Source organism: Novosphingobium sp. MD-1 (genome assembly GCF_001014975.1).
In the GTDB taxonomy this organism is placed as follows: Bacteria; Pseudomonadota; Alphaproteobacteria; order Sphingomonadales; family Sphingomonadaceae; genus Novosphingobium.
Window position 1 is genome coordinate 32,482 of record NZ_BBXA01000033.1, and the last position, 25,658, is coordinate 58,139.

General features: G+C 65.1%; 20 protein-coding genes. 10 read left to right on the plus strand and 10 right to left on the minus strand.

Features of this window, described 5'->3' with window-relative positions:
- Positions 1-13: 13 nt before the first annotated feature.
- Complete coding sequence (acnA, locus tag NMD1_RS17875; RefSeq protein WP_125956136.1) at positions 14-2,551, minus strand: aconitate hydratase AcnA; 2,538 nt, start codon at positions 2,549-2,551, stop codon at positions 14-16.
- 31 nt (positions 2,552-2,582) lie between these two features.
- Positions 2,583-3,545 (minus strand): hydroxymethylglutaryl-CoA lyase, encoded by a 963-nt coding sequence (locus tag NMD1_RS17880; protein ID WP_125956138.1) that lies wholly within the window; start codon positions 3,543-3,545, stop codon positions 2,583-2,585.
- Between the two features lie 114 nt (positions 3,546-3,659).
- Between NMD1_RS17880 and NMD1_RS17885 the strand changes: the two genes are divergently transcribed.
- Positions 3,660-4,373: an IclR family transcriptional regulator gene (locus NMD1_RS17885; protein ID WP_125956141.1), complete on the plus strand. Its 714-nt coding sequence runs from the start codon at positions 3,660-3,662 to the stop codon at positions 4,371-4,373.
- 56 nt (positions 4,374-4,429) lie between these two features.
- Here the strand turns inward: NMD1_RS17885 and NMD1_RS17890 are convergent, their stop codons facing one another.
- The 5 genes from NMD1_RS17890 to NMD1_RS17910 form a co-directional block, all read right to left on the minus strand.
- Complete coding sequence (locus NMD1_RS17890) at positions 4,430-5,665, minus strand: CaiB/BaiF CoA-transferase family protein (protein ID WP_125956143.1); 1,236 nt, start codon at positions 5,663-5,665, stop codon at positions 4,430-4,432.
- Between the two features lie 2 nt (positions 5,666-5,667).
- Positions 5,668-6,864 (minus strand): FAD-dependent monooxygenase, encoded by a 1,197-nt coding sequence (locus tag NMD1_RS17895; RefSeq protein ID WP_125956146.1) that lies wholly within the window; start codon positions 6,862-6,864, stop codon positions 5,668-5,670.
- A 40-nt stretch (positions 6,865-6,904) separates the two neighbouring features.
- The gene (locus tag NMD1_RS17900; RefSeq protein WP_125956148.1) at positions 6,905-7,852 is read right to left on the minus strand and encodes a cupin domain-containing protein; all 948 of its coding nucleotides are present in this window, start codon (positions 7,850-7,852) and stop codon (positions 6,905-6,907) included.
- A 2-nt stretch (positions 7,853-7,854) separates the two neighbouring features.
- The gene (locus tag NMD1_RS17905; protein ID WP_125956150.1) at positions 7,855-8,745 is read right to left on the minus strand and encodes a fumarylacetoacetate hydrolase family protein; all 891 of its coding nucleotides are present in this window, start codon (positions 8,743-8,745) and stop codon (positions 7,855-7,857) included.
- Positions 8,746-9,013: 268 nt separating this feature from the next.
- A complete protein-coding gene (locus NMD1_RS17910; RefSeq protein ID WP_233497783.1) occupies positions 9,014-11,365 on the minus strand; it encodes a TonB-dependent receptor in 2,352 nt (783 codons plus the stop codon).
- A 325-nt stretch (positions 11,366-11,690) separates the two neighbouring features.
- Between NMD1_RS17910 and NMD1_RS17915 the strand changes: the two genes are divergently transcribed.
- A complete protein-coding gene (locus NMD1_RS17915) occupies positions 11,691-13,166 on the plus strand; it encodes a carotenoid oxygenase family protein (protein ID WP_125956155.1) in 1,476 nt (491 codons plus the stop codon).
- An 80-nt stretch (positions 13,167-13,246) separates the two neighbouring features.
- On the opposite strand, the gene NMD1_RS17920 is transcribed toward NMD1_RS17915, so the two are convergent.
- The 3 genes from NMD1_RS17920 to NMD1_RS17930 all read right to left on the minus strand — a co-directional run bounded on the left by NMD1_RS17920 (position 13,247) and on the right by NMD1_RS17930 (position 15,948).
- Positions 13,247-13,909, minus strand: coding sequence for a TetR/AcrR family transcriptional regulator (locus tag NMD1_RS17920; protein WP_158454000.1), 663 nt, complete (start codon positions 13,907-13,909; stop codon positions 13,247-13,249).
- A complete protein-coding gene (locus NMD1_RS17925; protein ID WP_158454001.1) occupies positions 13,902-14,423 on the minus strand; it encodes a flavin reductase family protein in 522 nt (173 codons plus the stop codon). Before NMD1_RS17925 ends, NMD1_RS17920 begins: the two co-directional genes overlap by 8 nt.
- A gap of 76 nt (positions 14,424-14,499) precedes the next feature.
- Positions 14,500-15,948: a 4-hydroxyphenylacetate 3-hydroxylase N-terminal domain-containing protein gene (locus NMD1_RS17930; protein ID WP_124809615.1), complete on the minus strand. Its 1,449-nt coding sequence runs from the start codon at positions 15,946-15,948 to the stop codon at positions 14,500-14,502.
- 209 nt (positions 15,949-16,157) lie between these two features.
- Here NMD1_RS17930 and NMD1_RS17935 point away from each other — a divergent pair, with 209 nt between their 5' ends.
- The 8 genes from NMD1_RS17935 (at position 16,158) to NMD1_RS17970 (ending at position 25,650) form a co-directional block, all read left to right on the plus strand.
- Positions 16,158-17,717, plus strand: coding sequence for an FAD-binding oxidoreductase (locus NMD1_RS17935; RefSeq protein ID WP_158454002.1), 1,560 nt, complete (start codon positions 16,158-16,160; stop codon positions 17,715-17,717).
- A gap of 189 nt (positions 17,718-17,906) precedes the next feature.
- Positions 17,907-19,184 (plus strand): MFS transporter, encoded by a 1,278-nt coding sequence (locus tag NMD1_RS17940; RefSeq protein ID WP_125956164.1) that lies wholly within the window; start codon positions 17,907-17,909, stop codon positions 19,182-19,184.
- Positions 19,185-19,919: a sulfite exporter TauE/SafE family protein gene (locus NMD1_RS17945; protein WP_125956166.1), complete on the plus strand. Its 735-nt coding sequence runs from the start codon at positions 19,185-19,187 to the stop codon at positions 19,917-19,919.
- Between the two features lie 155 nt (positions 19,920-20,074).
- Positions 20,075-21,616 (plus strand): FAD-binding oxidoreductase, encoded by a 1,542-nt coding sequence (locus tag NMD1_RS17950; RefSeq protein WP_125956168.1) that lies wholly within the window; start codon positions 20,075-20,077, stop codon positions 21,614-21,616.
- A gap of 17 nt (positions 21,617-21,633) precedes the next feature.
- Positions 21,634-22,032: a cytochrome c gene (locus NMD1_RS17955; protein WP_124809610.1), complete on the plus strand. Its 399-nt coding sequence runs from the start codon at positions 21,634-21,636 to the stop codon at positions 22,030-22,032.
- Complete coding sequence (locus tag NMD1_RS17960) at positions 22,032-22,502, plus strand: hypothetical protein (RefSeq protein WP_125956171.1); 471 nt, start codon at positions 22,032-22,034, stop codon at positions 22,500-22,502. The genes NMD1_RS17955 and NMD1_RS17960 overlap by 1 nt, the downstream gene beginning before the upstream one ends.
- A gap of 29 nt (positions 22,503-22,531) precedes the next feature.
- A complete protein-coding gene (locus NMD1_RS17965) occupies positions 22,532-24,163 on the plus strand; it encodes a GMC family oxidoreductase (RefSeq protein WP_233497784.1) in 1,632 nt (543 codons plus the stop codon).
- On the plus strand, positions 24,160-25,650 hold the full coding sequence (locus tag NMD1_RS17970) for an aldehyde dehydrogenase (RefSeq protein ID WP_125956173.1): 1,491 nt from the start codon (positions 24,160-24,162) through the stop codon (positions 25,648-25,650). The genes NMD1_RS17965 and NMD1_RS17970 overlap by 4 nt, the downstream gene beginning before the upstream one ends.
- Positions 25,651-25,658: the final 8 nt, after the last annotated feature.

The window sequence follows — 25,658 nt, forward strand, 5'->3', positions numbered from 1 at the left end:
CGGGGGCGGCGGGTCACATGCCGCCGAACCGCTTGCGGAACGCTGCGAACAGGCCGCCATCGCGCAGCATGGCGAACTGGCTGTCCGACCAGACATCGGCCCGCGCATCCAGGCGCAGCGGTTCGTCCTGCCCCGGCTCGAGGATTTCGGCCACCAGCGTCCGGTCCGCCTCCGAAAGCGCTGCAACGCCGCGCAGCGCGATCCTCGCCCCGGCGCTCACGCCCGAAAGATCCGCCTCAACGACTACCGGCAGCACGCCCAGCGCAATCAGATTCGCACGATGGATGCGCTCGAAGCTGCGGGCGATGACCGCGCGAACACCCAGCAGCGCCGTTCCCTTGGCCGCCCAGTCGCGCGCGGAACCAGTGCCGTAGTTCTCGCCCGCCAGCACCACCACGGGCACGCCCAGCGCCGCGAACGCCATAGCCGCGTCATGGATCGCGCATTCCGCCCCGTCCGGCCCGATCGTCCGGTTGCCCGGCGCGCTGACGAGGCGGTTTTCCAGTCGCGCGTTGTCGAACGTGCCCCGCAGCATAACGTGATGGTTCGCCCGCCGGTCGCCATAGCTGCCGAAGCTGCCCTCGGCAGCGCCGGTCGATCGCAGATAGGCCGCGGCCGGCGTATCGGGCTGGATGCGCCCGATCGGGGAAATGTGGTCCGTGGTCACGTTGTCGCCCAGCACCAGCAAGGCGCGTGCATCGACGATGTCCCCCAACAGCCCCGTGCGTGGTTCGTCGAAGAAAGGCGGTGGCTGAATGAAGGCGGATAGCGCATCCCAGGGGAATTGCGGTGTGCAAGCAGCGTCCAGCGCTGCCCAGGCTTCCGTGTCGCCAGCTTCGGCAGTGCTATCGCGCCAGTGCGTCATCGCGTGCGCGATCTCATCCGGATCGGGCCATATGTCGCGCAGGAACACCGGCTGGCCGTTCCGGTCATGCCCCAGCGGATCGGCGGAAAGATCGGCATAGAGGTTGCCCGCCAGCGCTCCGGCCACAACCAGCGGCGGCGAGGCGAGATAGTTCGCGCCGACCGCGGGGTGAATGCGGTTCTCGAAATTGCGGTTGCCCGAAAGCAGCGAGACCAAAAGGTCCGGCGCGTCCGGTCCGGTCAATGCGGGCTTGAGATCGCCCGAATTGCCGACACAGGTGGTGCAGCCGAAACCCACGACGTGAAAACCCAGCGCATCGAGCGCGTCCTGCAACCCCGCCCGCAGCAGCAGCGCGGCAATACGGCGCGAGCCTGGCGCAAGCGAGGTCTTGACCCAACCGGGAACCGACAGTCCTCGTGCGATGGCCTTGCGCGCCACCAGCCCCGCCGTCAGCATCACCTCGGGATTCGCGGTGTTCGTACAACTGGTGATCGCCGCGATGGCCACCGCCCCATTGCCCGGATGGGCACGGTCGACCGGCGGCGCCAGCGCGGGAAACCGGCTTTCGAGACTGGCGCGGACCTCGGACAAGGTCCGTACCTGTTGCGGACGATGCGGCCCCGCCATGACCGGCCGGACCTCGTCCAGCGCGATGGCAAGCGAGCGCGAATAGCGTCGCGCCGGGCCTGCCCCGCGCCATAGCCCCGTTTCCAACGCATAGGCGCGATAGGCCGCCAGCACGCTGGCATCGCGGCCCATCGTCTCCAGATAGGCCAGCGTTTCCTCGTCGACGGGAAACAGCGCAGCCGTCGCCCCGTATTCAGGGCACATATTGGCGATGGCCGCTCGATCGGGCAGCGAAAGCCAGGAAAGTGCAACGCCATCGAATTCCACGATCTGGTCGACCACACCCTCCGCGCGCAACCGCGCGGCCACGTGCAGGGCGATATCGGTCGCCGTCACGCCAATGGGCCGGGCGCCGGTCAGCACCACTTCGCACACGCGCGGCAGCGGGATCGGCACCGGCGCGCCGAGTGCGGCCTGCTCCGCCTCGATCCCGCCCACGCCCCAGCCAAGCACGCCCAGTGCGTTGACCATTGTGGTGTGGCTGTCCGTACCAATGACAGTCTCCGCCATCCAGCCGCCGGGCATTTCCGGCGCGGGAACGGCACCGTTGGTCAGCATCTCCAGGTTGATCTGGTGGCAGATGCCCTGCCCCGGCGGCACCACGCGGAATTTGGGAAAGGCGTGCTCGGCCCATTTGAAGAAGCGGTAACGCTCACCATTGCGGGCGTATTCGAGCGCCAGATTGCGAGTCGTCGCTTCCGGTGTGCCGCTGTAATCCACGCGTACCGAATGATCGATGACCAGATCGATCGGAATCGCGGCGTCGACCTCGCCCGGGGCATGGCCGTGCGCCACGGCATGATCGCGCAACGCGGCCAGGTCGGCCATCGCCGCGACACCGGCGGTATCCTGCATCAGGATGCGTGCCGGGCGGAACGGCAGTTCCGCCATCGCCTCGCCGCGTTGCAGCCATTCCTCGAACCGCGCGACCAGCGGCGCCGGCTCGGCCTCGTGCGCCAGCACGTTTTCGAGCAGGATGACCAGAGATCGCGGCAAGTGCGCCAGCGCGGCGCTGCGGATGGCGGAAAGCCGCGAAAGCGGCGTCAGGCAGGCATTCATCGATCGGGCTTTCGCGAGGATCAGGCGAACATCACGACGCGGCGATGCGCGAACGCAGCGCGGCAAGGCTACCGCCGGTCTTGACCTTGCCGGGCAGCGGATGGCCGACGATCTCTTCCGCCAGCCTTGCGCATTCGGCCAGTTTTTCCAGATCGACGCCGGTCTCGATACCCATCTCCTCGCACATCAGCACGAAATCCTCGGTGCAGATGTTGCCGGCCGCGCCGGCATGCGCGGCGAACGGGCAACCGCCCAGCCCGGCTACCGCCGCGTCGAAATGCTGCACGCCCATCTGCAGCCCGGCATAGGCATTGGCGAGGCCCAGCCCGCGCGTATCGTGGAGGTGGAGCGAAAGGTCCACGTCTGGGTTGGCGTCCTGCACCATGCCAACCACGCGACGGATGCGTTCGGGCGTGGCCCAGGCCATCGTGTCGCCGAGCCCGATCAGCGAAAGGTCTTCCCCCTGATCGCGCGCGATCGCGCGCATCTCGTTCACCAGCGCGACAATCTTGGCCGGGGCCACGTCGCCTTCGAAATTGCAGCCGAACGCGGCGGTCACGAAGCCGGTGCGCACCGGAATTCCATGCGCCTGATACATCTTCACCAGTTCCGGCTGGGCGGCAAGCTGCTGCTGCGGATCCCGGTTCTGGTTGCGCTTGAGGAAAGCGTCGGACGCGTAGAGCGTCAGCTTGCCCTCCAGATAAAGCCTGCCCGTAGCGATAGCGCGGATCAGCCCCTGCTGGTTCAGCCACAGCCCGGCATAGCGCACTCCCTCGCGCGGGGTCATCCCGGCGACGACCGCTTCCGCATCAGCCATGCCCGGCACCTTGCCGGGATGAACGAACGAAGTGACCTGGATATACTCCAGCCCAGTATCCGAAAGCGCATCGACCAGCCGGATCTTTTCCGTGGTCGGAATCAGGCGCTTCTCGATCTGGAAGCCTTCTCGCGGCCCTTCTTCCTTGATAAACACGCGCGAGGGCAGATCGGTCATGTGCTGGTTCCTTCACCGAACATTTGTTTTCGCCGCAAATAGCCATTGACAGATTGAACCGACGTTCTGCTAAATAGAACAACCAATAAGGCTTAGGCGGGGCATCCCAAAATCATGAATTCCAAGGCAGGCGTCGCGGCGGTCGACCGCGCATTCGATATCCTTCACGCCTTCCGGCACGACAAACCGGTCCTCACCCTTGCGGAAATCTCGCGCATTACCGGCCTCTACAAGAGCACCATCCTCAGGCTGATGGGATCGCTCGAAAAGTACGGCTTCGTCTGGCAGCGCGCGGATGGGAGCTATCAGCTCGGCGCAGGCCTGCTGGCCTTGTCCACCGTGTTCCAGGACGCTTTCGACCTGCGGCAGTTCATCGATCCCGTGCTGGACGATCTGGTGGCGCAGACTGCCGAAGGCGCATCGTTCTTCATCCGCGACGGCGAATACCAGGTCTGCCTGTTCCGCGCCGAAGGGCGCCATACCGTGCGCGACTATTCGATCCGCCAAGGCGACCGGCGCGAACTCAACCGCAGCGCCGCGTCCACCATCCTGCGCGACTATGAAGCAATGCCCTATGCCCCGCTTACGCCGGACAATGCCTGCGTCATCTCGATCGGCAGCGTCGATCCGGAAATGGCGGCGGTCGGCGTCCCCGTGTTCGGCGCCGGGCACAAACTGATGGGCGCAATCACGCTTTCCGGCCCCAGCGCGCGCTTCACCGACGATTACGTCGAAAAGCTGCGCCCGATCGCGATCGACGCCGCCGCGCGGCTCTCGATCAATCTGGGCGAAACGCCCGCCCGCTTCGCGCAGGTTCGCGCGGGCTGATCCGGGATGGGACGGCGGACTTCCCGCCGCTGCCACGCCGACCTTGGCGCAAGCTCTCAAATCGCGCCTCCGGCCTTCAACGTCTCCAGCACCGCCGTGTCCCGGCCCAGCGCGCCGAATATCTCGGCATTGTCGGCCCCCAGCAGGGGCGGTGCGGAGCGTGCGGCCGGCTGGCTGTCGCCCAGGCTGTAACCTGCGCGGCAGACCTTGACCGTTTCGAGCCCCGGCTGGCCCATGGGGATTTCATGGATCAGGCCCCGCGCCGCGATCTGCGGGTGCGCTAGGATTTCGGGAATGGACAGGATGCGACCGGCGGGAATGCCGTTGGCGTTGAGCAGGTCCTCCCATTCCGCGGCCCCCTGCGCGCCAAGCGCGTCGTCCAGAAGCGCGTTGAGCGCCGCGCGATTGGCCTTGCGCGCCTCGCGCTCGGCAAAGCGCGGATCGGTCTTGAGCGCGGAAAGCCCCACCAGATCACACAACCGCTCGAACTGTTCCTGCTTGTTCGCCGCGATGTTGATCTGGCCGTCGGCGCAGCGGAACGCGCCGGAAGGCGCAGCCGTCGTGTTCTGGTTGCCGATCGGCTGCGCCTCGACACCCGCGATCAGGTAGTTCGATACCGCCCAGCCCATGGCCGAAATCGTCGCATCGAGCATGGCGAGGTCGATATAGGCCCCTTCCCCGCTGTGCTGGCGCCGGAACAGCGCGCTCACCACGGCAAAGGCCGCGGCCAGCCCGCCCAGCGTATCGCACAACGGATAGCCGACGCGCAGCGGCGCGGACTGCGCATCGCCGGTAATGCTCATCACCCCCGACAGGCCTTGCACGATCTGGTCGTAGGCCGGGTTGGCGCTGAGCGGCCCTTCCTGCCCGAAGCCCGAAATCGCGCAATAGACAATGCGCGGGTTAATCGCCCGCACTTCCTCGTAACCGAAACCCAGCCGATCCATCACGCGCGGCCGGAAGTTCTCGACCACCACGTCCGCCGTCACCAGCAGATCGCGGAACAGTGCCTTGCCATCCGGATGCTTGAGATCGATCGTCACCGACTTCTTGCCCGCGTTCTGCGCCAGGAACGAGGTGCCGAGCATCATCGCATTGAGCGCCGGGGACGCGCCGAGCTTGCGCGCAAGATCGCCCTCTTTCGGATTCTCGACCTTGATGACCTCCGCACCCAGCATGGCCATCTGATAGGTGGCATAGGGGCCGGACAGCACGTTGGTTAGATCGAGCACCCGCACGCCCGCCAGAAGGTCGGCAGGCGGACGGACGGCAGAAGCGGCAGCCTCCGTCATGCTCAGATCTCGGCGGTCAGAACGTCGTAGCGATAGAGCCAGTCGTAGCGATCGTTGATCGGATCACGGCTCCATTCGCTTTCCATGTACTTCACCGCGCCTTCCTCGGTCGCCAGCGCGGTTTCGTGGAAGCGGGCGGTGTTTTCCTTGGCCCCGCGCACCATGCGGCTCGTGCGGTCGACGCGCGCGGCCTCGTAGCGCAGCAGGGCTTCCTTCGGATCGTCGTACTGGTCAAGGCAACGGCCCAGCACCACGCCGTCCTCGATCGACATCACCGCACCTTGTGCCAGGAACGGCAGCGTGGCGTGGCAGGCGTCGCCCAGCAGGGTCGAACGGCCCTCGCTCCACTTCTGGCGCGGCGTGCGTTCCATGAACGCCCACTTCATTACCGTCGGCGCGGACCGGATCAGCGTCTGCACGTCCTCGTGCCAGCCGGCGAAATCGTTGGCGCATTCCTCAATGCTGCCCTGCGTATACCAGGATTCGACCTGCCAGTCGTTGCGCTCGATCGTGCCGATCATGTTCATCAGCTTGCCGCCGCGCAGCGGATAGTTGACCATGTGGCCCCCTGGCCCGATCCACGTCCAGCCTACCATCTGGCGCATATGTTCGGGCAGACACTCCATGGGGATCACGGCGCGCCAGGCGATCATGCCGGTGAAATTGGCTTCGTCATCGCCGAACAGGCACTTGCGCACGGTGGATTTCACGCCATCGGCACCGATCAGGATATCGCCTTCCACGGTCTTGCCGCCGACCAGGTGCAGCGCCACGCCGTCTTCCCGGTTGGTCACGTTCTCTACCGCCGCGCCCAGATGGATCGCTTGGGGCGCCATCGCGCGCACCGCATCGACCAGCGTTCCCAGAAGGTCCGGCCGATAGACCGTGAGATAGGGATAGCCGTATTTCTCGATCGCCATCTGGCCCAGATCGAACATCGGCCACGCCCGCCCGGTGTTCCACAGGCGGAACTCCTTGCGGCGCGGCGCGCAGGACGCGGCCTTCAGCGTCTCGAACACGCCCAGCGCATCGAGCGCCCGCGCGCCGTTGGGGCTGATCTGAACGCCCGCGCCCACCTCGCCCAGTTCGGGCGCCTGCTCGTACACCTCGACGTCATAGCCGCGCCGCAGCAGGGAAAGGGCGGCCGCCATGCCGCCGATGCCACCACCGGCGATAAGGATCTTGGGCGATTTGGTCATGCCATGCTCCGGAATGAAAGTTGGTTGCGATGCCGCGCGATCACGGCGTTTCGGTCCTCAGCCAGCCAAGCTTGGCGAGGACGGGTTCATCGGTGACCTGGAGAAGCACCGCATCTTCGGCGGCGTGGTGCGTGAACGGGCGCCACGCCGGAATCGCCACGGTATCCCCGAAGCGCCATTCCATCGCCTGCCCGTCCACCACGGTCGTGCCGTTGCCACGCACGACGGCAAAGATGTTGTTCGCGGTCGTGCGCAGGGACGCGGTTTCTACCCCCGCGGGTATCCGCATCATGCGCAGGGCGATCGTATCGAGCTGCGCCGGCCCCAGCGTCACCGATGCCGGCGCGCCCTCGCCCACCCGCGCCTGCTCCGCATCCAGGGCGGCGAGCGTGTCTTCCCAGCGGAACGCGATCGGCGCTTCGGCCAGTTCGGTCACGTCCGCTTCCAGCCCTGCCGGATGCGGTTGGTAGAACATCGGCTCCATCAGATGCACCAGCGGCACATCGAGGAAATCCATCCAGTAGCAATCCTCGCCGCCGCCATTGGCGTGCGAGTGCCAGGCCCAGTTTGGCGTCAGCAGCACGTCGCCCGGCCGCATTTCCACCTGGCTGCCGTCGACCACGGTGTAAGTACCGCGCCCTTCAAGGATCAGCCGCAGCGCGTTGGGCGTATGGCGATGGGCGCGGGCGACCTCGCCCGGCCGGATCATCTGGTAAGCCGCCACGATCGTGCGCACCGTGGAATAGACGTTGCCTTCCACGGGGTTGAACATCGTCAGGTTGCGGCGTTCCGCCTGTGCGGTATCGACCAGCCGCCCGGCGCGGTCGAGGATCGGCTTGACCTCGGCATAGCGCCAGACGTGCGGCAGGAAATTACGCCGCGGCTCGGGCCACAGCGCCGGGAATTTCCGGTGCCAGCCGCCCTCCATGTTCATGCTCGCGAAGGCGTCGTACAGCGCCTCCAGCGAATCCGCTTCCGGAGCCGCCATGGTCAGGCCTGCTTGATGATCGGCGGCACGTAGGGCTGCGCGAAGACTTCGGTCATGCCGAGATCGCCCTGCACCACGTCCACGTTCATTTCGCCGATCCGGTCGATCACGATGCGTATGCGATCACCGTCCACCACGGGACCGACGCCTTCAGGCGTACCGGTCGCGATCACGTCACCGGGATAGAGCGTCATCACCGCCGAGGCGGTTTCGATCATGCCCGGAATATCGAGCACCAGATCGCGTGTATTGGCGGACTGCCGCAGGTCGCCATTGACCCACAGCTTCAGGTCGAGCGACGCCGGATCGGGCACTTCGTCGGCGGTCACCACCCAAGGCCCGATCGGGCAGAAGCTGTCGTATGCCTTGCGGAACACGCGCTCCTCGCGCCCGCGCACCACCATGTCGAGCAGGCAGGTGTAGCCGAACACCGCCTCGCGCCAGTTCTCGCGCGGAAGGCCGCGCACTTCCTTGCCGATGATGATGCCCAGTTCGCTTTCGTGGTGCACTTCACGCCCCGGCACCCGCGGCAGCACCACCGGATCGGACGGCCCCGAAAGCGACGAGCACGGCTTCAGGAAGAAGCCCTGGTTGGTCGCACGGTACTGCGCCTGCATTTCGCGCCCATGCGCGTGATAGTTCACCGGATAGGCGATGACCTTGTTCGGCCACGGCACCGGCGTTTCCAGCCGGACATCGGCCAGCGGCTTGCGCGCAGCGGCGGCGAGCGCCGCCTCGATCTTGGGGCGCAGCGCTTCGAAATCGCGGATCAGCCGCAGCGGACCGACCGCCGGCCATTCCGCAGGATCGATGCCGCAGACATCGGTGACATCGACGATCTCGTCGCCAAGGCACACCCCGATCCTGCCACCATCAAATCTCGCGAGCCGCATAATCTCTTCCTCGTTCTATTTAACAGAACATCGTTCTTTTATTAACACAGCCAGATGTGAAATCAATTGTATTCGCGTGCTGAGACCGCATTTTTTCGGAATCGGAAGCGTCCCGCCGTTCCCGTTCATCCGGCTCGCCGTCCCGCATCGTGCCGCGGAATTTCCCGAGGCGCGGACACACGACGGGCGCGGACGACATCTGCCTTCCGCGCCCGTTGCCGGAACCCCGCACCGGGGCGGCGGCCTCATCGCCCCCCGGCCTGCCCCATCAGAAACGGGCGCGGAAACGGGCGCCCCACGTGCGGGGCGGCGCGATGTCCTGGCCGTTGTAGTTGGCGATGAACGGATACTGCTGCGTGCCGGTGTACACCGCCTTGTCGCCGATGTTCCGCACGAACAGCTGGACCGAGTACTTGTCCTCGGGCGAACGGTATGTGAGGCTGGCGTTCACCAGCGCATAGGCCGGCGCGCGCGCGTTCTCGACGAATTCGGCACTCAACCAGCGCGACGAGGCAAACGTCATGTCAGGCGCGAACTCGATCTTCGCGCCGTTGGCGAGATCGAAGGTGTGGGTATAACCCACCGTGCCCGACCACTTCGGCGTGCGCGGCAACTGGAAGCCGTTGCAGTTGATGTTCCAGAAGCCGATCTGGGCGTTGCCACCGGTGATCGCCGTGACATCGCACGCTGTCGAGGCCGACGGATTGCCCGCCCTGTAGTTCCGGTAGCTGAATTCCTTGTACTTGCTCTCGGTGTACTCGATGCCCACCCGCAGGCTGTCGTTGGCGGTCGGACGCAGCGTCACGTCGGCGCTGACGCCCTTGGCCACGGCCTTGCCCGCGTTGAACAGCGAGGAAACCTGCGCGCCGCCGCGATCGAGCTGCGAGAAGTTTTCCTGGCGGTTCTTGTAGTCCATCCAGAACAGTTCGAGGTTGAGCTGCAGCAGCCGGCCGAAGAAGCGGTTCTTCGCGCCGATCGTATAGGCCGTCACGTCCTCGGGCTTGTAGGGATCGATGTCGGCGTTCGACTGGCCGCCCGACTTGAAGCCGGTGACCACGCTGCCGTAGATCATGCTCTGCGGCCCGGCATCGAATTCAAAGCCAGCCTTGTAATTGACCCGATGCGCCGAATAGGTGCCCCGCACGTTGGTGCCCGCCGCCGTCTTCAGTTCACAGCTGCCGCCGATCGCCGTGCCGCCATTCGGGCAGGCCAGGCTGCCCGCGATGGCATAGCGATAGCCATCGACGCTCTTGGTTTCGTCGGTGTAACGGATGCCGCCGGTCAGGCGGAAACGGTCGGTCAGCGAATAGGTCGCCTCAGCAAAGGCGGCGTAGGCGCGAGTGTTGAGCGTGGCCACGAAAGCCGTGTCGGACGCGCGGCCAAGGCGGACGGCGTTGAAGCTGTCCTGATCCTCGTTGAAGAAATAGCCGCCCAGCACCCATTTGAGCTTCTCGTTCGCATTGCCGAGACGGACTTCAACCGTTTCCGCATCAGACGTGGAAGGCGCGCCGGTGAAGTAGTTGGTGGTGCTGAAATAGAGCGCCGGCATCACCAGCGAATCCAGCTTGACGTGCTGGTAGGCCGGGATGACGGTCAGCGTGGCCGGACCAAGATTCCATTCCAGATGTCCGTTGATGCCCCAGATATCGATGTTCTGGTAGGTCTTGCTGGTATCGAGCGGATAGATGCCCGGAGGCGCGACAACCTTCGAGATCAGGCTGTTCAGCGTGCCATTGATCGATGTCCAGCGATCGGCGGGGATGATCGGCTGGCTGTTGGTCAGGCCCGGCGCGGTCGGCGCGGTCGGCTCATAGACCACCTTGCCGGGACCGCGCCCGCCGAGGTGCTGGTAGTTCAAGCCGAGGCGAAGGGTCAGATCCTCGGTCGGCTCCGCCTTCAGTTGCAAGCGGAACGAATGGTGCTTGTCGTCGTCGGTGCCGTCGCTGATATAACCGTTGCGCGAAACCCCCTGGAACGCCGCGCGGATGGCGACCTTGTCGCCCAGTGGGATGTTCAGCGCGCCTTCGGCCGAGAAGCCGTTGTAGTTCTGGAAGCCGGCCGACATGTATCCTTCAAACACGCCCAGCTTGGGCTGCACAGGAAGGATATTCAGTGCGCCGCCGGTGGCGTTGCGGCCATAGAGCGTGCCCTGCGGCCCCTTGAGCACTTCGACGCGCTCCAGATCGTAGAACACGCCGGCCACGTACTGGCTGCGCGCGGCGAACACGCCGTCATAGTTCTGCGCAACGGCCGAGTTGCTGTAGGCGGTCGTCGAGAAATCGCCGGCGCCGCGGATGTATATCTGCAGCGAACTGCCGCCTTGCGTAATCTGCACGCCGGGCGAAAGCCGCGCGAGATCGGTGGCCTGCGCCACACCGGCACGCGCCAGCGTCTCGGCCGAAAGCACGTCGATCGAAACGGCGGCCTTCTGCGCGCTTTCCTGACGGAACTGCGCGGTAACGACGATTTCGCCGTCGGACGGTGCCGCTGCCTGATCTTCGGCACCCCCCGCTTCGGCCCCTGATTCCGCGGTCGCCGTTTCCGCCATGGCAGCCGTCGGCAGCAGCGCACAGGCTGCAGCGCTCAGCATGAATTTCGTGAAGCAATCGCGTCGACGCATCGATGTCCTCCCCTGATCGTCAGTTATCGGAACAAGTCCGGCAAGCCCTCCGATGCAGAGGTTCTTCCAGACAGAACGACGTTCTTTTAATCCAGAATTGCGGTGCTTGTCAACGCATAGGGCCGGCACAGGCGGCCACCGTCTCTCGATCCTGTTCATCCGATTGATATTGAACGATTCAGGGATGCCGTTTTTGCGGCTTCACAGTCACTGGACAAAGGTCGATCCATCACATAGAACATCGTTCTGTTTTATTGCTGCGTGGATCAGGCGCGGAGGCCCAGATTCGCACCAACGGCGCCACGCGGCCTCTGGGAGATGATGAATGACGACTTTTCCTGACGTTCCCGCGTTCACCGGTTTCAACACGCCTTCCCGCGTCGAGGCGAATGTGCATGACCTCAACGTGGTCGGCACGATCCCCGCGGAAATGGACGGCGCGTTCTATCGCGTGCAGCCGGAACATCAGTTCCCGCCCAAGCTGGGCGACGACATCGCGTTCAACGGCGACGGCATGATCTCCATGTTCCGGTTCAAGGACGGCCGGGTGGATTTCACCCAGCGCTGGGCCAAGACCGACAAGTGGAAGCTTGAAAACGAAGCCGGGCGCGCGGTGTTCGGCGCCTATCGCAATCCGCTGACCGACGACGAAGCGGTGAAGGGCAAAATCCGCGGCACGGCGAACACCAATGCCTATATTCACGGTGGCCGGCTCTATGCGCTGAAGGAGGATTCCCCGGCCCTGGTGATGGACGCCGTCACGCTCGAAACCGCCGGCTACACCGATTTCGATGGCAAGATGAAGGGCGAGACCTTCACCGCGCATCCCAAGACCGACCCCGCCACCGGCAATCTCTGCGGCTTCGGCTATGCCTCAAAGGGCATCCTCACCCGCGACATGGCCTACTACGAGATCAGCCCCCAAGGCGAGCTGCTCTACGATGTGTGGTTCGAAACACCCTACTACTGCATGATGCACGATTTCGCGATCACGCCGGACTACGCACTGTTCTCGGTCATGGGCATGACCAGCAACTGGGATCGCCTGAAAGCCGGCAAGCCGCATTTCGGCTTCGACACCTCTCTGCCGAGCTACCTTGCCGTGATGCCGCGCAAGCCCGGCACCACCGCCGCCGATATCCGCTGGTTCAAGGGCGGAAACTGCTTCACCGCGCACGTCATGAACGCGTTCCAGGAGGGCACCAGGCTGCACCTCGACCTGCCGGTAGCCGCCAACAACATGATGCCGTTCTTCCCCGACATCGACGACGCGCCGTTCGATCCCGTCGCCGGCAGCACGTTCCTGACGCGCTGGACGGTTGATCTCAGCCAGAACGAGGAAGAGTTCAAGGCCGTCCGCCTGTCCGATATGATCGGCGAATTCCCCAAGATCGACGATCGCTTCACCGGCCAGAAGAACCGCTATGGCTGGATGGTCGTGATCGATCCCAGCCAGCCGGTCGAGCTGAAGGGCGGCAGTGCCGGCGGCTGGGTGATGAACACACTAGGCTTCGTCGACCTCGAGACTGGCCAGGAACAGAAGTGGTGGGCCGGCCCCGTCTCCAGCATCCAGGAACCGTGCTTCGTGCCCCGTTCGCCCGACGCGGCGGAAGGCGACGGGTGGATCGTGATGGTGTGCAATCGCCTCGAAACCCGCAGCAGCGACCTGCTGATCTTCGACGCCACCGAAATCGCCAAAGGCCCGATCGCCACGATCAACATTCCCGTGCGCCTGCGCTTCGGCCTGCACGGCAACTGGGCGGATGCGGCGCAGATCCACACCCTCAGCGAAGCAGCCTGACCACGCTCCGCCGGAAACAGAAAGGCCCGGGAAGTTCGCTTCCCGAGCTTTCTTCTTTTCGATTCTCCAGTCTGCTGCAGTCAGGGCTTTGCGGCCAATCCGTGGCCGATCATGTCCGCCAGAATGTCCGCCGCCTCGCTCCAGTCGATCGACGCGAGATCGAACCCCATGATTCCCGCGAGCCGCTCGCCATGCGCCTGCGGATACATATAGGCGCCCAGCACCACGTTCATCGCCAGGAAAAAGCGCTTTTCGTCCAGTTGCGGCAGCGCGCGGCGTAGCAAGGCGATCAGGCGCGCGCGGACCGGTGCGGCCAACGGGCGCGTGATGCCACGCGCCTCGTCAGACGGATCGAGCAGCGCCATGCAATAGACGCGATGGCTCTTGCGCAAGGCGGCCTCTTCCCGCGCCAGCGCGGCGCCGAAGAATGCGGCGACGATCGCGCGGACGGTGATGTCCCCGCTCGCCTCGATGGCGTCGAAGCCGGCGTTCTGCGCGGCGTGGATGGGGTCGAAGTGCCGCTTGAACACTTCCTCGAACAAATGGCGCTTGCTGCTCCAGTTCCGGCTCAGCGATGCGAGGCTGGTCCCTGCCTGCGCGGCGATCGCCCGGATCGTGCAGCGGTCATAGCCATTGGCGATGAACTGGTCATCGGCCGCTTCGAGAAAACGCTGGCGGCTGGAGCTTTCACGCGGGGCCTCGTCCGTTGCGGCCTCGATGGCGCGGAGCGGCTCTTCAGACATCGAAGCCAACCCGGCCATAGCGCCCGTCCAGATATGTCAGCGGCACGGTATCATCCCCCAGCATCACGCGCTCCACCAGGCCTTTCACGATGGTATGGCTGCCGAAGGCCTCTGCCTGATCGACGGCGCAGATGATAGTGGCGACGGAGGCCGACACAACCGGCACACCCCGCTCCATCCGCCAGGGCATCGTCGCGAAACGCTGGTCGGCCGGCGTCGAGACGAACGTCTGGCAGCCTTCGCGCTGCTCCCATGCCAGAATGTTGACGGCGAACGCCCCCTGCGCCAGCAGCGGCGCGCACAGCGACGCGCCGGTATTGATCGCCAGCAGCATCGACGGCGGCTCCATGCTCAGCGACATGAACGCGGTCATGGCGATGCCATAGGGCGTTCCGGCCGCATCCGCCGTGGTGACCAGCGCCACCCCGCTGGCCAGGCGCCGCATCGCGCCCTTGAACAAGGCGTCGAGCGGCGGTTGCGCCGAGACGTTGGCGTGCGATGTCGTGACAGTCATGGTGCGTTCCCCAAAACAGGAAGCGGCCGCCCGTTGCCCGGCGGCCGCTTCCGATGGCATGACGGAGATGCTCCGATCAGCCCGGCAGGATGCCGGACTTCTGCATGAACTCCTGCACCTGGTTCCATTCGTAGTCGCGCTGCGCGATCATGTGGTCGCCAATGCGCGCGCGCGTCTGGCTGGTCAGGTAGAACATTTCGTACAGTTCGATACGGCTGCCCAGCGCCGAACCGGCGAAATCCCAGGCCATTCGCATGATCCGTGCGCGCTCCTCGGCGGCGATGCCGTTGGAGCCGGGCAGATACTTGCGCAGCAAGTCGCCGATCTCGGGATTATCGAACAGCGCCAGCGAAGGCGTGCACAGCAGGTTGTGCGAACCGATCGCGCGAATGATCTGGTTCACGCGCGTCATCCAGCCTGGCATTACGCAGCGCAGCACCGACAGGTCGCGGTGCGGGAAGAACGCGCCTGCGCCCCAGTCGTGGGCCCGTTCTTCGGCGGCATGGATGATCGAGCGGGTCATCGACAGGTACGAATAGATCTCGCCCAACTGCACCGCCACGTCGGGCGCATGCAGACTGTTGGTGACTTTGGCGATGCTGCTGCACAGGTCATAGGCAAATTCAAGCTTCACCATCGCGCGGATGGCCGTCTGCTGCAGCGTGTTGCCCGGCGAGACGCCCTGGTTCAGCGTGTTATAGACCGTGAGGTCGCCATCGCAGAACAGCCGCTCGTAGGGCACTTCCACATCGTCGAAGATCACGAACGAATCCTGCTCGTCGAAGCGCGATGAGAACGGGGCGTCGGCCACGCTGCGATCGACGCCATAGTGATCGCGGCAGATCTGGATCACGCCCTTGGTGCTGACCGGGATCGAGAAGATCAGCGCATACTGTTCCGCGCCCGAAGGGATCGGGGCCGAGGAATAGACGTAAAGCTCGTCGGCAATCGGGCCGAGCGTCGCCAGCACCTTGCCGCCCCGCACGATCACGCCGTTTTCATTGCGGCCGACTACGCGCAGCGTCAGGTCAGAGTTCATCCCCGCCAGCGGCGGCGCGCCCTTGTCGATATTCGCGTGAACGATGGTGTGCGTCATCGAAAGATCGCCGTCGATGACTTCGCGATGGAAGTTCTTCAGCCGCTCATACCCCTCGGGCTTGCCCTTCGCCCATATGTCCGCGCGCGCGGTGTGACCCGCCAGCACGACGTTCACATAGTCGGGCGTGCGACCGAGCATGCCGTTGGAATAGCGCGCCAGTCGCTCCAGACCACGATGGCGCACCATCAGGTCTTCCTTCGACTTGGGCAGCATCAGGCTGACGTTCATCTTCTCGCCGGGGCGTTCCGGATCGTCGATGAGGCATTCGTCAGCGTATTCGTTCTGCCAATCGAAATAGCCGGCCATGCCGTTCAGCGAGCCCGCCAGCAACGGGTCTTCCGCGACGCTGACCTTGCCTTCGCCGAGCCAAACCACCCGGCCGTCATTCAAGCCTGCCTTGTACTGGTCGCCAGTCCGGACTGCCATAGCCTCTTCTCCCCAATCGAAAACACATGTATTCACGAATCAACTGGCTAGATGCAAATGAAACGTCATTCTGTCAATCAGAACTTTGGCATTGACCAATGCAGGCGGCGAGAGGTAAAAATAGAATGTTATTTTTCATAACAGAATGCGTCCGCGCCCGGCTCCGGCGAAACCGGCCCCGGCCGTAAAACCCACGGGAGATGCGATCCATGCCCATGCAAGCCGTTCCTGCCGTCACGCCCTCCCCCGCGCTGATCGAACGCGCGGCCGACCGCTTCACGCAACTGCTGGGAACCGATGCGGTCCATCGCGAAGGTCGCAATCTCGCCGAATTCCGCGATCCGTTCGAAGGCCCCGCGGCGACGGCACACCAGCCATCTTTCGTCATCCAGCCGGAAACGGTGGAACAGGTGCAGGCGGCCGTGCAGATCGCCGCCGAACTGGGCGTCCACCTTTGGACATCATCGATGGGCCGCAACTTCGGCTACGGCGGATCGGCGCCTGCCGTCAGCGGCGGCATCGTGCTCAACCTGCGCCGGATGAACCGCATCCTCGACATCGATGCGAAGCAGGGCTTCGCGCTGATCGAACCAGGCGTCACCTTTCACCGGCTTTACGAGGAACTGCGCGCGCAGGACGCCCCGCTGATGATGTCGGTTCCCGATCTCGGATGGGGCAGCATCATCGGCAATGCGCTCGAACACGGCTACGGCTACAACGTCCACGGCGATCATGCCTCGGCGCTGTGCGGGTTGGAGGCTGTGCTGGCCGACGGCACGCTGCTGCGCACCGGTCAAGGCGCGATCAGCAACAGCCCGGTGTGGTCATGTCATCGACGCGGCTTTGGTCCTTCGCTCGATGAACTGTTCAAGCAATCGAACTTCGGCGTGGTCACCAAGGCCGGCCTGTGGCTGATGCCGCGCCCGGAAACGATCGTCACCGGCACCGTCCGCTGCGAGGGTGACGGCGATATCGTGCCGATGATCGACATGCTGCGCCGACTGATGCACGAAGGTGTGCTGCAAGGCGTGCCCATGATCGTCGGCACGCCCGCCGATACCGAAAGCGAGGAAGCCGGCAACGGCGCCTTCACCATGCGCAACCTGCGGCAGGTACTGCGCCCGGGCCGCTGGAACGCGCGCATCGGCCTCTATGGCCCCGCCCGCATGGTCGAAGCGCGGCGCGCCCTTCTGGAAGAAGCCTGCGCCACCCTGCCCGGCGCGGTACTGGAACTGCGCACTTATTCCGGCGAGGCCGGCCCGGACGAGGTGGAACCGCGGGACCTGATTTCGGCGGGCATTCCCAATCAAGTCCTGCTCGAACGCCTGCACGGCATTTTCGGCCCGCGCATCGGCCACATGGATTTCTCGCCGGTCCTGCCCTTTACCGGTGAAGCGGCGCTGAAAGCCGAAGCGCTGGTGCGCGAAACGCTGGACCGGTACGGACTGGTCGGCCCGTTCGGCCTGCTGCTGACCGGCCGCAGCATGGTCAGCGCCAGCATGATCCTGTTTGACACCGCGGATGCCGAACAGGTGGAAACCACCCGCAACGCGGTGCGCGAGATGTACGATCGCGCCGCCGAGTGGGGCTGCACCGGCTATCGCGCGCACGTTTCGCTGGTCGACCACGTCGCCGCAAAGTTCGATTTCAACGATCACGCGCTCGGTAAGATCTACGCGCGGCTGAAGCAGGCGTTCGATCCGGCAGGTATCCTTTCGCCGGGCAACCACGGCATCTGGCCCGCCGGCCAGTCATCACGCGATGGCTGACCGGCCATGTCCCCTGTCGGCGGAACTCCGGCCCCTGCGTCGGAGCCTTTTGCCTCCAGTCGGATTGACTCGTCTGCGCACTAAAAATAAAAGAACGATGTTCTGTATGAAAGAACGATCTGCACGACGGATCGTCGGAGACATCACGACCGGCGCGCCACCAGGGCGTCACACGGTGACGAGGAGACAATGATGACGGGTGGGGAGCGGATCGCGATCGCGCAGGTCCGGCGCTATGCGCGCATGAATATCGTGGCCGGTTTCCTGATCTGGGGCATCGCGCTGGCCGGCGTCTCGATGATGATGCCGATCATGTACAACACGATCGCCAAAGACATGGGCTGGAGCGTCGCGCAGACCACCAGCTTCATGGCGATCAAGTCCGCCGTGTCGGCGGTGGGCGGGTTGTTCGCGGGCGGCATGTTCGTGCGTTTCGGCCTCAAGCGCGTATTCATGCCCTCGGTCGTCACGATCGGCATCGCCACCACGCTGCTCTTTTTCGTCCGCAACCTGCCGGTCTACTATGCGCTTGCCGCCGTCTCCGGCTTCGCCTCGATCCTGGCCCTGATTGCCATCCAGGTCACGCTCGCACGCTGGTATTCGGCGAGCCTTGGCCGGATCACCGGGATTGCCATGCTGGGCGGCGCCGTTGCTGGTACCGTCGTTCCGATGGCGACGACCCTGGGCCTGCGCCAGCTTGGGTGGCATGCCACCGCCGGAATGGCGGGCCTTATCGTGCTGGTGGTACTGTCGCTCGCGGTCAACTTCCTCGTCCACGAGACGCCCGAAGCTTACGGCTACACCGCCGACGAACTGGACCCTGGCAAGGCTGCTCCCGGCAAGCCCGGAGTTGCGGGGCAGGCTCCCGATCCGGGGCCGGAGTTTTCCTCGTTCCTGCGCAGCCGCCAGTTCATCCTGCTGATCGTCGCCGCGGCGATGTCGGGCGTGATCAGCAACGGTATCAACGAATACATCCCGCTGTTCATCGAACGCCACACCAGCCTTGGCGCTTATGTCGCGGCGCTGGGATTCACCATCGTCATCGTGATCTCGGGCCTCGGCAAGATCCTGTTCGGCTGGGTGTTCGATCGCCTTTCCACGCGCGGCGTGGCGCTGTGCTGGGCGCTGTGCGGCGTTGCCGCGCTGCTCACCTTCCCGCTGGCCGGCCTCGCCACGTTCCTGATGTTCACGATCGTGCGCGGCGTGTCGCACGGCGGCGTGATCGTGCAGGCCCCCGTCCTCGCACGGCACATGTACGGCGTGCGATCGCTGCCGCAGGTCATCTCGCTGCTCAGCGCCGCGTTCCACCTCGGCGCTTCGGCGGGTATCGCGGCGATTGGCTTCGGCGTCGACCTTACCGGCGGCTTCACCCTGCCGTTCGTCGTGGTGACGTGCATCGCCTTCGCCGCCGCCTTCATCGCCCTCAGCTTCAAACCCCGCTACTGGGCCGGCTATACGGAGCGCTAGGTGCAGGAACCAACGCGGTTGCTGCTGCTTGCCGGGGCAAGCTTCGCGGCCTCCTTTCTCAGCGCCTGCTTTTCGGTCGGCGGCGGCTACATCCTGTTCGGCGCGACGACGTGGATTCTGCCGCTGCCGAGCGCGATCGCGCTGCAATCGGTGCTGTCGTTCGGTTCGCTGTTCTCGCGTACCCATGCCTTCTGGGCCGATATCGATTGGGCGATCGTGCGCACCTTCACCGCCGGTTCGCTGGCCGGCGTGGCCGGCGGCATGTGGCTGTTCAGCCGCGCGCCGGAAAACCTGCTGGCAATATTGCTGGGCGTCCTGCTGCTGGTGCTGGCATGGCTGCCGCCGCTCCGGCTGCGCATCTCGCCCGGCAAGTCGTTCTTCTCGGTCGGCGTCCTGCATGCCGTGGTGGGAACGCTGTTCGGCCTCGGCGCGATCCTGCAGCCCGCGCTGCTGCGCACGAAGCTGACCCGCACCGCGATCGTCGGCACCTTCGCCACCTGCATCATCGTGCTCGAGGTGCTGCGGACGGTGGGCTATTCCGCAGCGGGCTTCGACTACCGGCAATACGTGCCAGAAATCCTCGTTGCGACGGTCACGGGCCTGGCCGGCACCTACCTCGGCAAGCGCGCTACACCGATCATTCCGGACCATGTTTTCCGCACGGCCTTGCGCCTGTTCATCAGCGTGCTCGGCATACGGTTCATGCAGAAGGGAACGATCGGATGGACCGCCTGACAGCCCCCCTTCCTGTCCTTGGCACCGCCATGACCGTTGACAGGCCCCGGCGACTGCCATACGCATTTTTATAGAATATCGATCCGTCAGACAGAATATTCCTCGCGCACTGGAGCCTGCCTCCGCCGCGTGCAAGCAAATCATCAGGAGTGGATATGGCCTCCTTGCTCCCCAAGGGCGTAGGCAGCACCGGGTTCCAGAAAGCCCTCGCCGGATTTCGCGCCGCCATCGGCAACCAGTGGGTGCTCGACAGCGAAGAGGACCGCGCGTCCTATATCGATCCCTATGCCATGGGCGACGGCCTGGATCACGATTGCTCCGCGATCGTGGCGCCGGCCTCGGTCGAGGAAGTGCAGGCGATCGTGCGCGTGGCCAACGAAATCAAGGTCGCGCTCTGGCCCGTCGGGCGGGGCAAGAACCTGGGCTATGGCGCGGCCTCGCCGGCGGAAAAGGGCGATGTCATCCTCGATCTCAGCCGCATGAACCGCGTGCTCGAGGTCAACGACAAGCAGGCCTATTGCCTGCTGGAACCGGGCGTCGGCTATTTCGACCTGTTCCGCCACCTCAAGGAAAACAACCATCCGTTGTGGATGTCCGTTCCCGGCAACTCCTGGGGCAGCGTCATCGGCAACGCGCTCGACCGGGGCATCGGTTACACACCCTATGGCGATCACTGCGAACAGATCTGCGGCATGGAAGTGGTGCTTCCCGATGGCTCGGTCGTCCGCACCGGCATGGGCGCGATGCAGGGTTCCGCCGGGTGGCAAGCCTACAAGTACGGATATGGCCCCGGTTGGGACCAGATGTTCATGCAGTCGAACCTAGGCGTAGTCACCAAGGCCGGCGTCTGGCTCCAGCCGGAACCGGAAATGACCGCCAAGATCGAACTGGCCCTGCCCAATTTCGACGATGCCGCGTGGGCCATCGACATCCTGTGCGACCTGCGCCGGCGTGACGTGATCCAGCACAATATCGTGTTCGGATCGCCGGTGCGCGCGGCCTCCACCATGTCGCAACGGGCGGACTGGTACGACGGCCCCGGGGCGCTGCCGGATTCGGTCAGCGAGACCATGATGAAGAAGCTCGGACTCGGCTGGTGGAACGCCAAGATCAGCCTGTTCGGCCACGAGGGCACGGTGACGGCGCAAGTGGACCTGATCCGCAAGCTGTTCGAGCCGAAGCTGGGCCGTCCGCTGGAATTCGAGCTGTGGAAGAAGGGCGATCCCGAGGAGAAGTCTGCCCAGGGCGTTCCCACCACGATGGGGCTTCAGTGCGTCAACTGGTACGGCGGACGCGGCGGCCACCTCAGCTTCGCGCCGGTGCTGCCGCAAGACGGCACGCTCGCCTTCAATTACGCCAAGAAGATCAAGGCCTATTACGAGGAAATCGGCCAGGACTATTACGCCAGCTTCACCATCGGCCGGCGGCACATCAACAACGTCAGCCTGATTCTCTACAACCGCGATGAACCGGAGATGGTCGCCCGCGCCGACAAGCTCTATCGCCACCTGCTTGCCGAAGCCGCAAGCCAGGGCTTCGCCGAATATCGCGGCCATATCTCCTACATGGATGCTGTGGCGGAAACCTACAGTTTCGGGGGCGGCGCGCTGCGCAGGCTCAACGACAAGGTGAAGGCCGCGCTCGATCCCAACAACATCATCGCGCCCGGCCGCAACGGCATCGGCACCCGCCGCTGAGCAGAGGGAGAACGCCCATGAAACTTTCGCGATCGCTCCTGCCGCTGGCCGGGCTCTCCGCGCTGCTGGCGGCATCGTGCGGCACGGCGGGAGATGTCCCTCCTCCGCCCGCGCCGAAGCCCGCGTCCCCGATCGCCGCCGCGCTGTTCGGGTCGGGATCGAAGGACGAGGGCGAACGCCTGTTCGGACAGGAATGCGCTTTCTGCCATGTCGGCAAAAGCACCGGCGCGATGATGCTGGGCCGTCGGCTGGGCAAGGACAAGGCCGAGCTGATCCACCGCACCGACCTTGACGCCGACTACGTTAAGGCCGTGGTCCGCAACGGGCTGATGAACATGCCGGCCTTCTCGCGGGTCGAAGTGACCGACGCGGAACTCGACAAGATCGCCGCCTATCTCGCGCGGAAGAAATCGTGATGCCGCTTCGTCGCGATATCCTGAAAGGCGGCGTGACGCTGGGGGCGGCCGGCCTTGCGGGCCTGCCCGGCCTGGCGTCTGCACTCGATCTCTCCGGCGATCCGCGCTTCATCGTCGATGGCAGACTGCCGGAAGCCCCTCGCCTGATCGCGCAGGCCCGCGCGGGCGGACACACGCTGGCTGATCCGCAGGGCGAAGTCGTGGCGCTGCTGCTTGCCCCGCATGGCCGCTGGCTGTCCGCCAATGGCATGATCGTGGGGCTGACCGGATATTCCGATTTCGTGCTGGCGCGCGATGTCCTGCGCGGAACATCGCGCCCCGTGCGCCATGCCGTTTCCCTCAACGGCATGGCGCAGATGGAAACCACCCTGGACGGCGGCAACCGCCCCACCCGCACGCTGGACGCTTTGCTGGGTCCGGCGCCGTGGCGCGAAAACACGCGGGCGACCAGCTTTCTCTGGCTGGCCTGACCGGTTTCGCATTTTCAACAAAAAGGCTTGTGGCCGTGGACACCCTGGAATTCGATTTCATCGTGATCGGTGCCGGTTCGGCCGGTTCGGTACTCGCCAACCGGCTTAGTGCCGATCCCGCCGTGCGCGTGCTGCTGCTCGAGGCGGGTGGCGAGGCGAACCATCCCTATGTGCGGATGCCGCTGGGTTTCCTCCAGGCGTTGCGCAGTTCCGACCTTGCCTGGCAATTCGCCTCCGAACCCGAAACCCATGTGGGCGGCAAGAGCTTTCCCTTGCCGCGCGGGCGGATGCTCGGCGGATCGTCGTCGATCAATGGCATGGTCCATTTCCGGGGGCATCCGCGCGATTTCGACGATTGGGCGGCGGCGGGGTGCACCGGCTGGGACTATGCCAGCGTGCTACCCTATTTCAAGCGCTCGGAAGACCACTGGACCGGCGGCAACCGCTGGCGCGGGCGCGGCGGGCCGATCTCGGTCCAGCCGGTCGATACCTCGCGCCTGATGGCGGACGAACTGCGCGCCTCGGCAGCACTCTGCGGCTATCCCTACAACCCGGACTATGACGGCGAGAGCAACGAAGGCTGCGCCGACGTGCAGATCGCGCTACGCAACGGCGAACGCTGCGGATCGGCGGCGGCGTACCTCAAGCCCATCCGTTCGCGCCGCAACCTCAAGGTGATGACGCGCGCGCATGTTCACCGCATCCTGTTCAACGGCAAGCGCGCCACCGGCGTGGAGTTCGAACGCCATGGAGTGCGCCAGCAGGCGACTGTGGAACGCGAGGTACTGCTCTGCGCCGGTGCATACGGCTCGCCACAGATCCTCATGCTGTCGGGCATCGGGCCGGGCGGAGAGCTAGCCAGCCACGGCATCTCTCCGGTCCACGAGCTGCCTGGCGTCGGGCAGAACCTGCAGGAGCACGTCCGCCTTGCCCACCAGTACGACGCGGCTCCGCCCCACAGTTTCGCGCGCGAACTGCGCTTCGACCGCGCGACCGTTTCGTTCCTGCGCTGGTATTTCACCGGCACGGGCCGCTTCGCCAACCAGATCGCCGCCGGCTGTATTCTCGCCCGGTCGGAACCCGATCTCGACCGGCCCGATCTCCAGATCATGTCCAGCCCGGTCAGGGTCGATGCGAACATCTGGTTTCCCGGCTTCGCCAAGCCGAAACAGGATTGCTTCTACAACTCGATCTGCCTGCTGCGCCCCGAAAGCCGCGGTTCGGTTACGCTGCGCGATCGCAACCCGCTATCCGCCCCGCGCATCCAGCTCAACCTGCTGGAACACCCCAACGACTGGGCGACACTGAAGAAGGGCCTCGCGATCTCGCGCAGGATATTCTCGGGCGGTCCGATCGCAGACTACGTGCTGCGGGAAATCCTGCCCGGCGCGCATGTGCAGGACGATACCCAGCTCGATGCGATGAAGGCCGATCTGGCCGGCGTCGTCCACCATCCCGTCGGCAGTTGCACCATGGGCACCGGACCGGACGCGGTGGTCGATCCGCAACTGCGCGTCCACGGCGTCGAGGGTCTGCGCGTGGTCGATGCCTCGATCATGCCGCTGCTGGTCGGGGCGAACACCAATGCCGCCGCAGTAATGATCGGCGAAAAGGCGGCCGACCTCATTCTTGGCAATCACGCGCCGGAGTCCGTGCAATGAACGAGCTTTCCCCTGTCTTCGACCGCGCCGCCGCGCGCATCGGGCAGCTTTCCGGGCACTTCATCAACGGCGCCTGGCAGCGTGGAAACGCCGCCCCGATCGACGTGATCGATCCCGCGACCGAAACGGTGATCGGACAAATCGCGTCCGGCGGCGCGACGGAAGTGGATGCAGCCGTGAACGCCGCGCGCGCTGCCTTCGAACGCCCGGAATGGAGCGCGATGCCCGCTGCCCAGCGCGAAAGGCTGCTGCTCCGCCTCGCCGATATCGTCGAACAGCATCAGGACGAGATCGCCGCGATCGAAACGCTCGACAATGGCATGCCCTATGCCATCGCGCGGCAGATGGCGGTCGGCTCCGCGATCAGTTCGATCCGCTACAACGCCGGCTGGCCGCGCCGCCTGAACGGAGAGACCACGCCCGTCTCGGTCCCCGGCAACTGGCACGGCTACACCACGCACGATCCGCTGGGCGTGGCCGCGCTGATCGTGCCGTGGAACGCCCCGTTCGCGATCACCTGCACCAAGGTTTCAGCCGCGCTGGCGGCGGGCTGCACGGTGGTGCTGAAGCCCGCCGAACTGGCGCCGATGTCGGGCCTGCGCCTTGCCGAACTCGTCGCCGAAGCCGGCTTTCCGGATGGTGCGGTCAATGTCGTCACCGGTCTCGGAACGCAGGCCGGCGCGGCGCTGGTGGCGCATCCGGGGGTGGACAAGATCTCGTTCACCGGCTCGACGGCCACCGGCCAGTCCATCCTGCGCGAAAGCGCGGGTTCGCTGAAGCGCGTCTCGCTCGAACTGGGCGGCAAGTCGGCGTCCATCGTGTTTGCCGACGCCGATCTGGCGAAGGCGATCCCGGGCGTCGCCATGGGCATCTTCGGCAACAGCGGGCAGGTCTGCGCAGCCGGATCGCGCCTGTTCCTGCACGATGCCGTCTATGACCAGTTCCTCGAAGGCCTGGCCGCCTTCGCCGCCAAGCTGGTGGTCGGCCCCGGCACGCGGGATGGCGTCCATCTTGGTCCGCTGATCTCGGCAGGGCAGAAAAGCCGGGTCATGGGCTATGTCGAAGCCGGCAAGGCGGAGGGCGCAAGCCTTTTGTTTGGCGGCGATGCGCCAGCCGGCGCGGGCTACTTCGTCAACCCCACCGTCTTCGTCGATGCCCGCCCGGACATGCGCATCATGCGCGAGGAAATCTTCGGGCCGGTGCTCTCGGTCATGCGCTTTTCGGATACGGACAGCCTCGACGACCTCGCCCGCAAGGCCAACGACAGCATCTACGGCCTTTCGGCATACGTCTGGACGCAGAACCTGGCCGCCGCGCAAGCCATGGCGAAGAAGCTGCGCTCCGGCTCGGTCAAGATCAACGGGTCCGGCATGGAATTCGCGCTGCCCTTCGGCGGCTTCCGCCAATCCGGTCTCGGTCGCGAAAACGGGCGCGACGGCGTGGAGGCCTTCACCGAAACCAAGGCCGTGATGGTAGGCTGGTCCTGAAGTCAGGC

What these genes read in the sequence shown, in the direction of transcription:
- acnA (WP_125956136.1), bottom strand. Translation starts at nt 2,551, where the DNA reads ATGAATGCCTGCCTGACGCCGCTTTCGCGGCTTTCCGCCATCCGCAGC.
- NMD1_RS17880 (WP_125956138.1), bottom strand. Translation starts at nt 3,545, where the DNA reads ATGACCGATCTGCCCTCGCGCGTGTTTATCAAGGAAGAAGGGCCGCGA.
- NMD1_RS17885 (WP_125956141.1), top strand. Translation starts at nt 3,660, where the DNA reads ATGAATTCCAAGGCAGGCGTCGCGGCGGTCGACCGCGCATTCGATATC.
- NMD1_RS17890 (WP_125956143.1), bottom strand. Translation starts at nt 5,665, where the DNA reads ATGACGGAGGCTGCCGCTTCTGCCGTCCGTCCGCCTGCCGACCTTCTG.
- NMD1_RS17895 (WP_125956146.1), bottom strand. Translation starts at nt 6,864, where the DNA reads ATGACCAAATCGCCCAAGATCCTTATCGCCGGTGGTGGCATCGGCGGC.
- NMD1_RS17900 (WP_125956148.1), bottom strand. Translation starts at nt 7,852, where the DNA reads ATGGCGGCTCCGGAAGCGGATTCGCTGGAGGCGCTGTACGACGCCTTC.
- NMD1_RS17905 (WP_125956150.1), bottom strand. Translation starts at nt 8,745, where the DNA reads ATGCGGCTCGCGAGATTTGATGGTGGCAGGATCGGGGTGTGCCTTGGC.
- NMD1_RS17910 (WP_233497783.1), bottom strand. Translation starts at nt 11,365, where the DNA reads ATGCGTCGACGCGATTGCTTCACGAAATTCATGCTGAGCGCTGCAGCC.
- NMD1_RS17915 (WP_125956155.1), top strand. Translation starts at nt 11,691, where the DNA reads ATGACGACTTTTCCTGACGTTCCCGCGTTCACCGGTTTCAACACGCCT.
- NMD1_RS17920 (WP_158454000.1), bottom strand. Translation starts at nt 13,909, where the DNA reads ATGTCTGAAGAGCCGCTCCGCGCCATCGAGGCCGCAACGGACGAGGCC.
- NMD1_RS17925 (WP_158454001.1), bottom strand. Translation starts at nt 14,423, where the DNA reads ATGACTGTCACGACATCGCACGCCAACGTCTCGGCGCAACCGCCGCTC.
- NMD1_RS17930 (WP_124809615.1), bottom strand. Translation starts at nt 15,948, where the DNA reads ATGGCAGTCCGGACTGGCGACCAGTACAAGGCAGGCTTGAATGACGGC.
- NMD1_RS17935 (WP_158454002.1), top strand. Translation starts at nt 16,158, where the DNA reads ATGCCCATGCAAGCCGTTCCTGCCGTCACGCCCTCCCCCGCGCTGATC.
- NMD1_RS17940 (WP_125956164.1), top strand. Translation starts at nt 17,907, where the DNA reads ATGATGACGGGTGGGGAGCGGATCGCGATCGCGCAGGTCCGGCGCTAT.
- NMD1_RS17950 (WP_125956168.1), top strand. Translation starts at nt 20,075, where the DNA reads ATGGCCTCCTTGCTCCCCAAGGGCGTAGGCAGCACCGGGTTCCAGAAA.
- NMD1_RS17955 (WP_124809610.1), top strand. Translation starts at nt 21,634, where the DNA reads ATGAAACTTTCGCGATCGCTCCTGCCGCTGGCCGGGCTCTCCGCGCTG.
- NMD1_RS17960 (WP_125956171.1), top strand. Translation starts at nt 22,032, where the DNA reads ATGCCGCTTCGTCGCGATATCCTGAAAGGCGGCGTGACGCTGGGGGCG.
- NMD1_RS17970 (WP_125956173.1), top strand. Translation starts at nt 24,160, where the DNA reads ATGAACGAGCTTTCCCCTGTCTTCGACCGCGCCGCCGCGCGCATCGGG.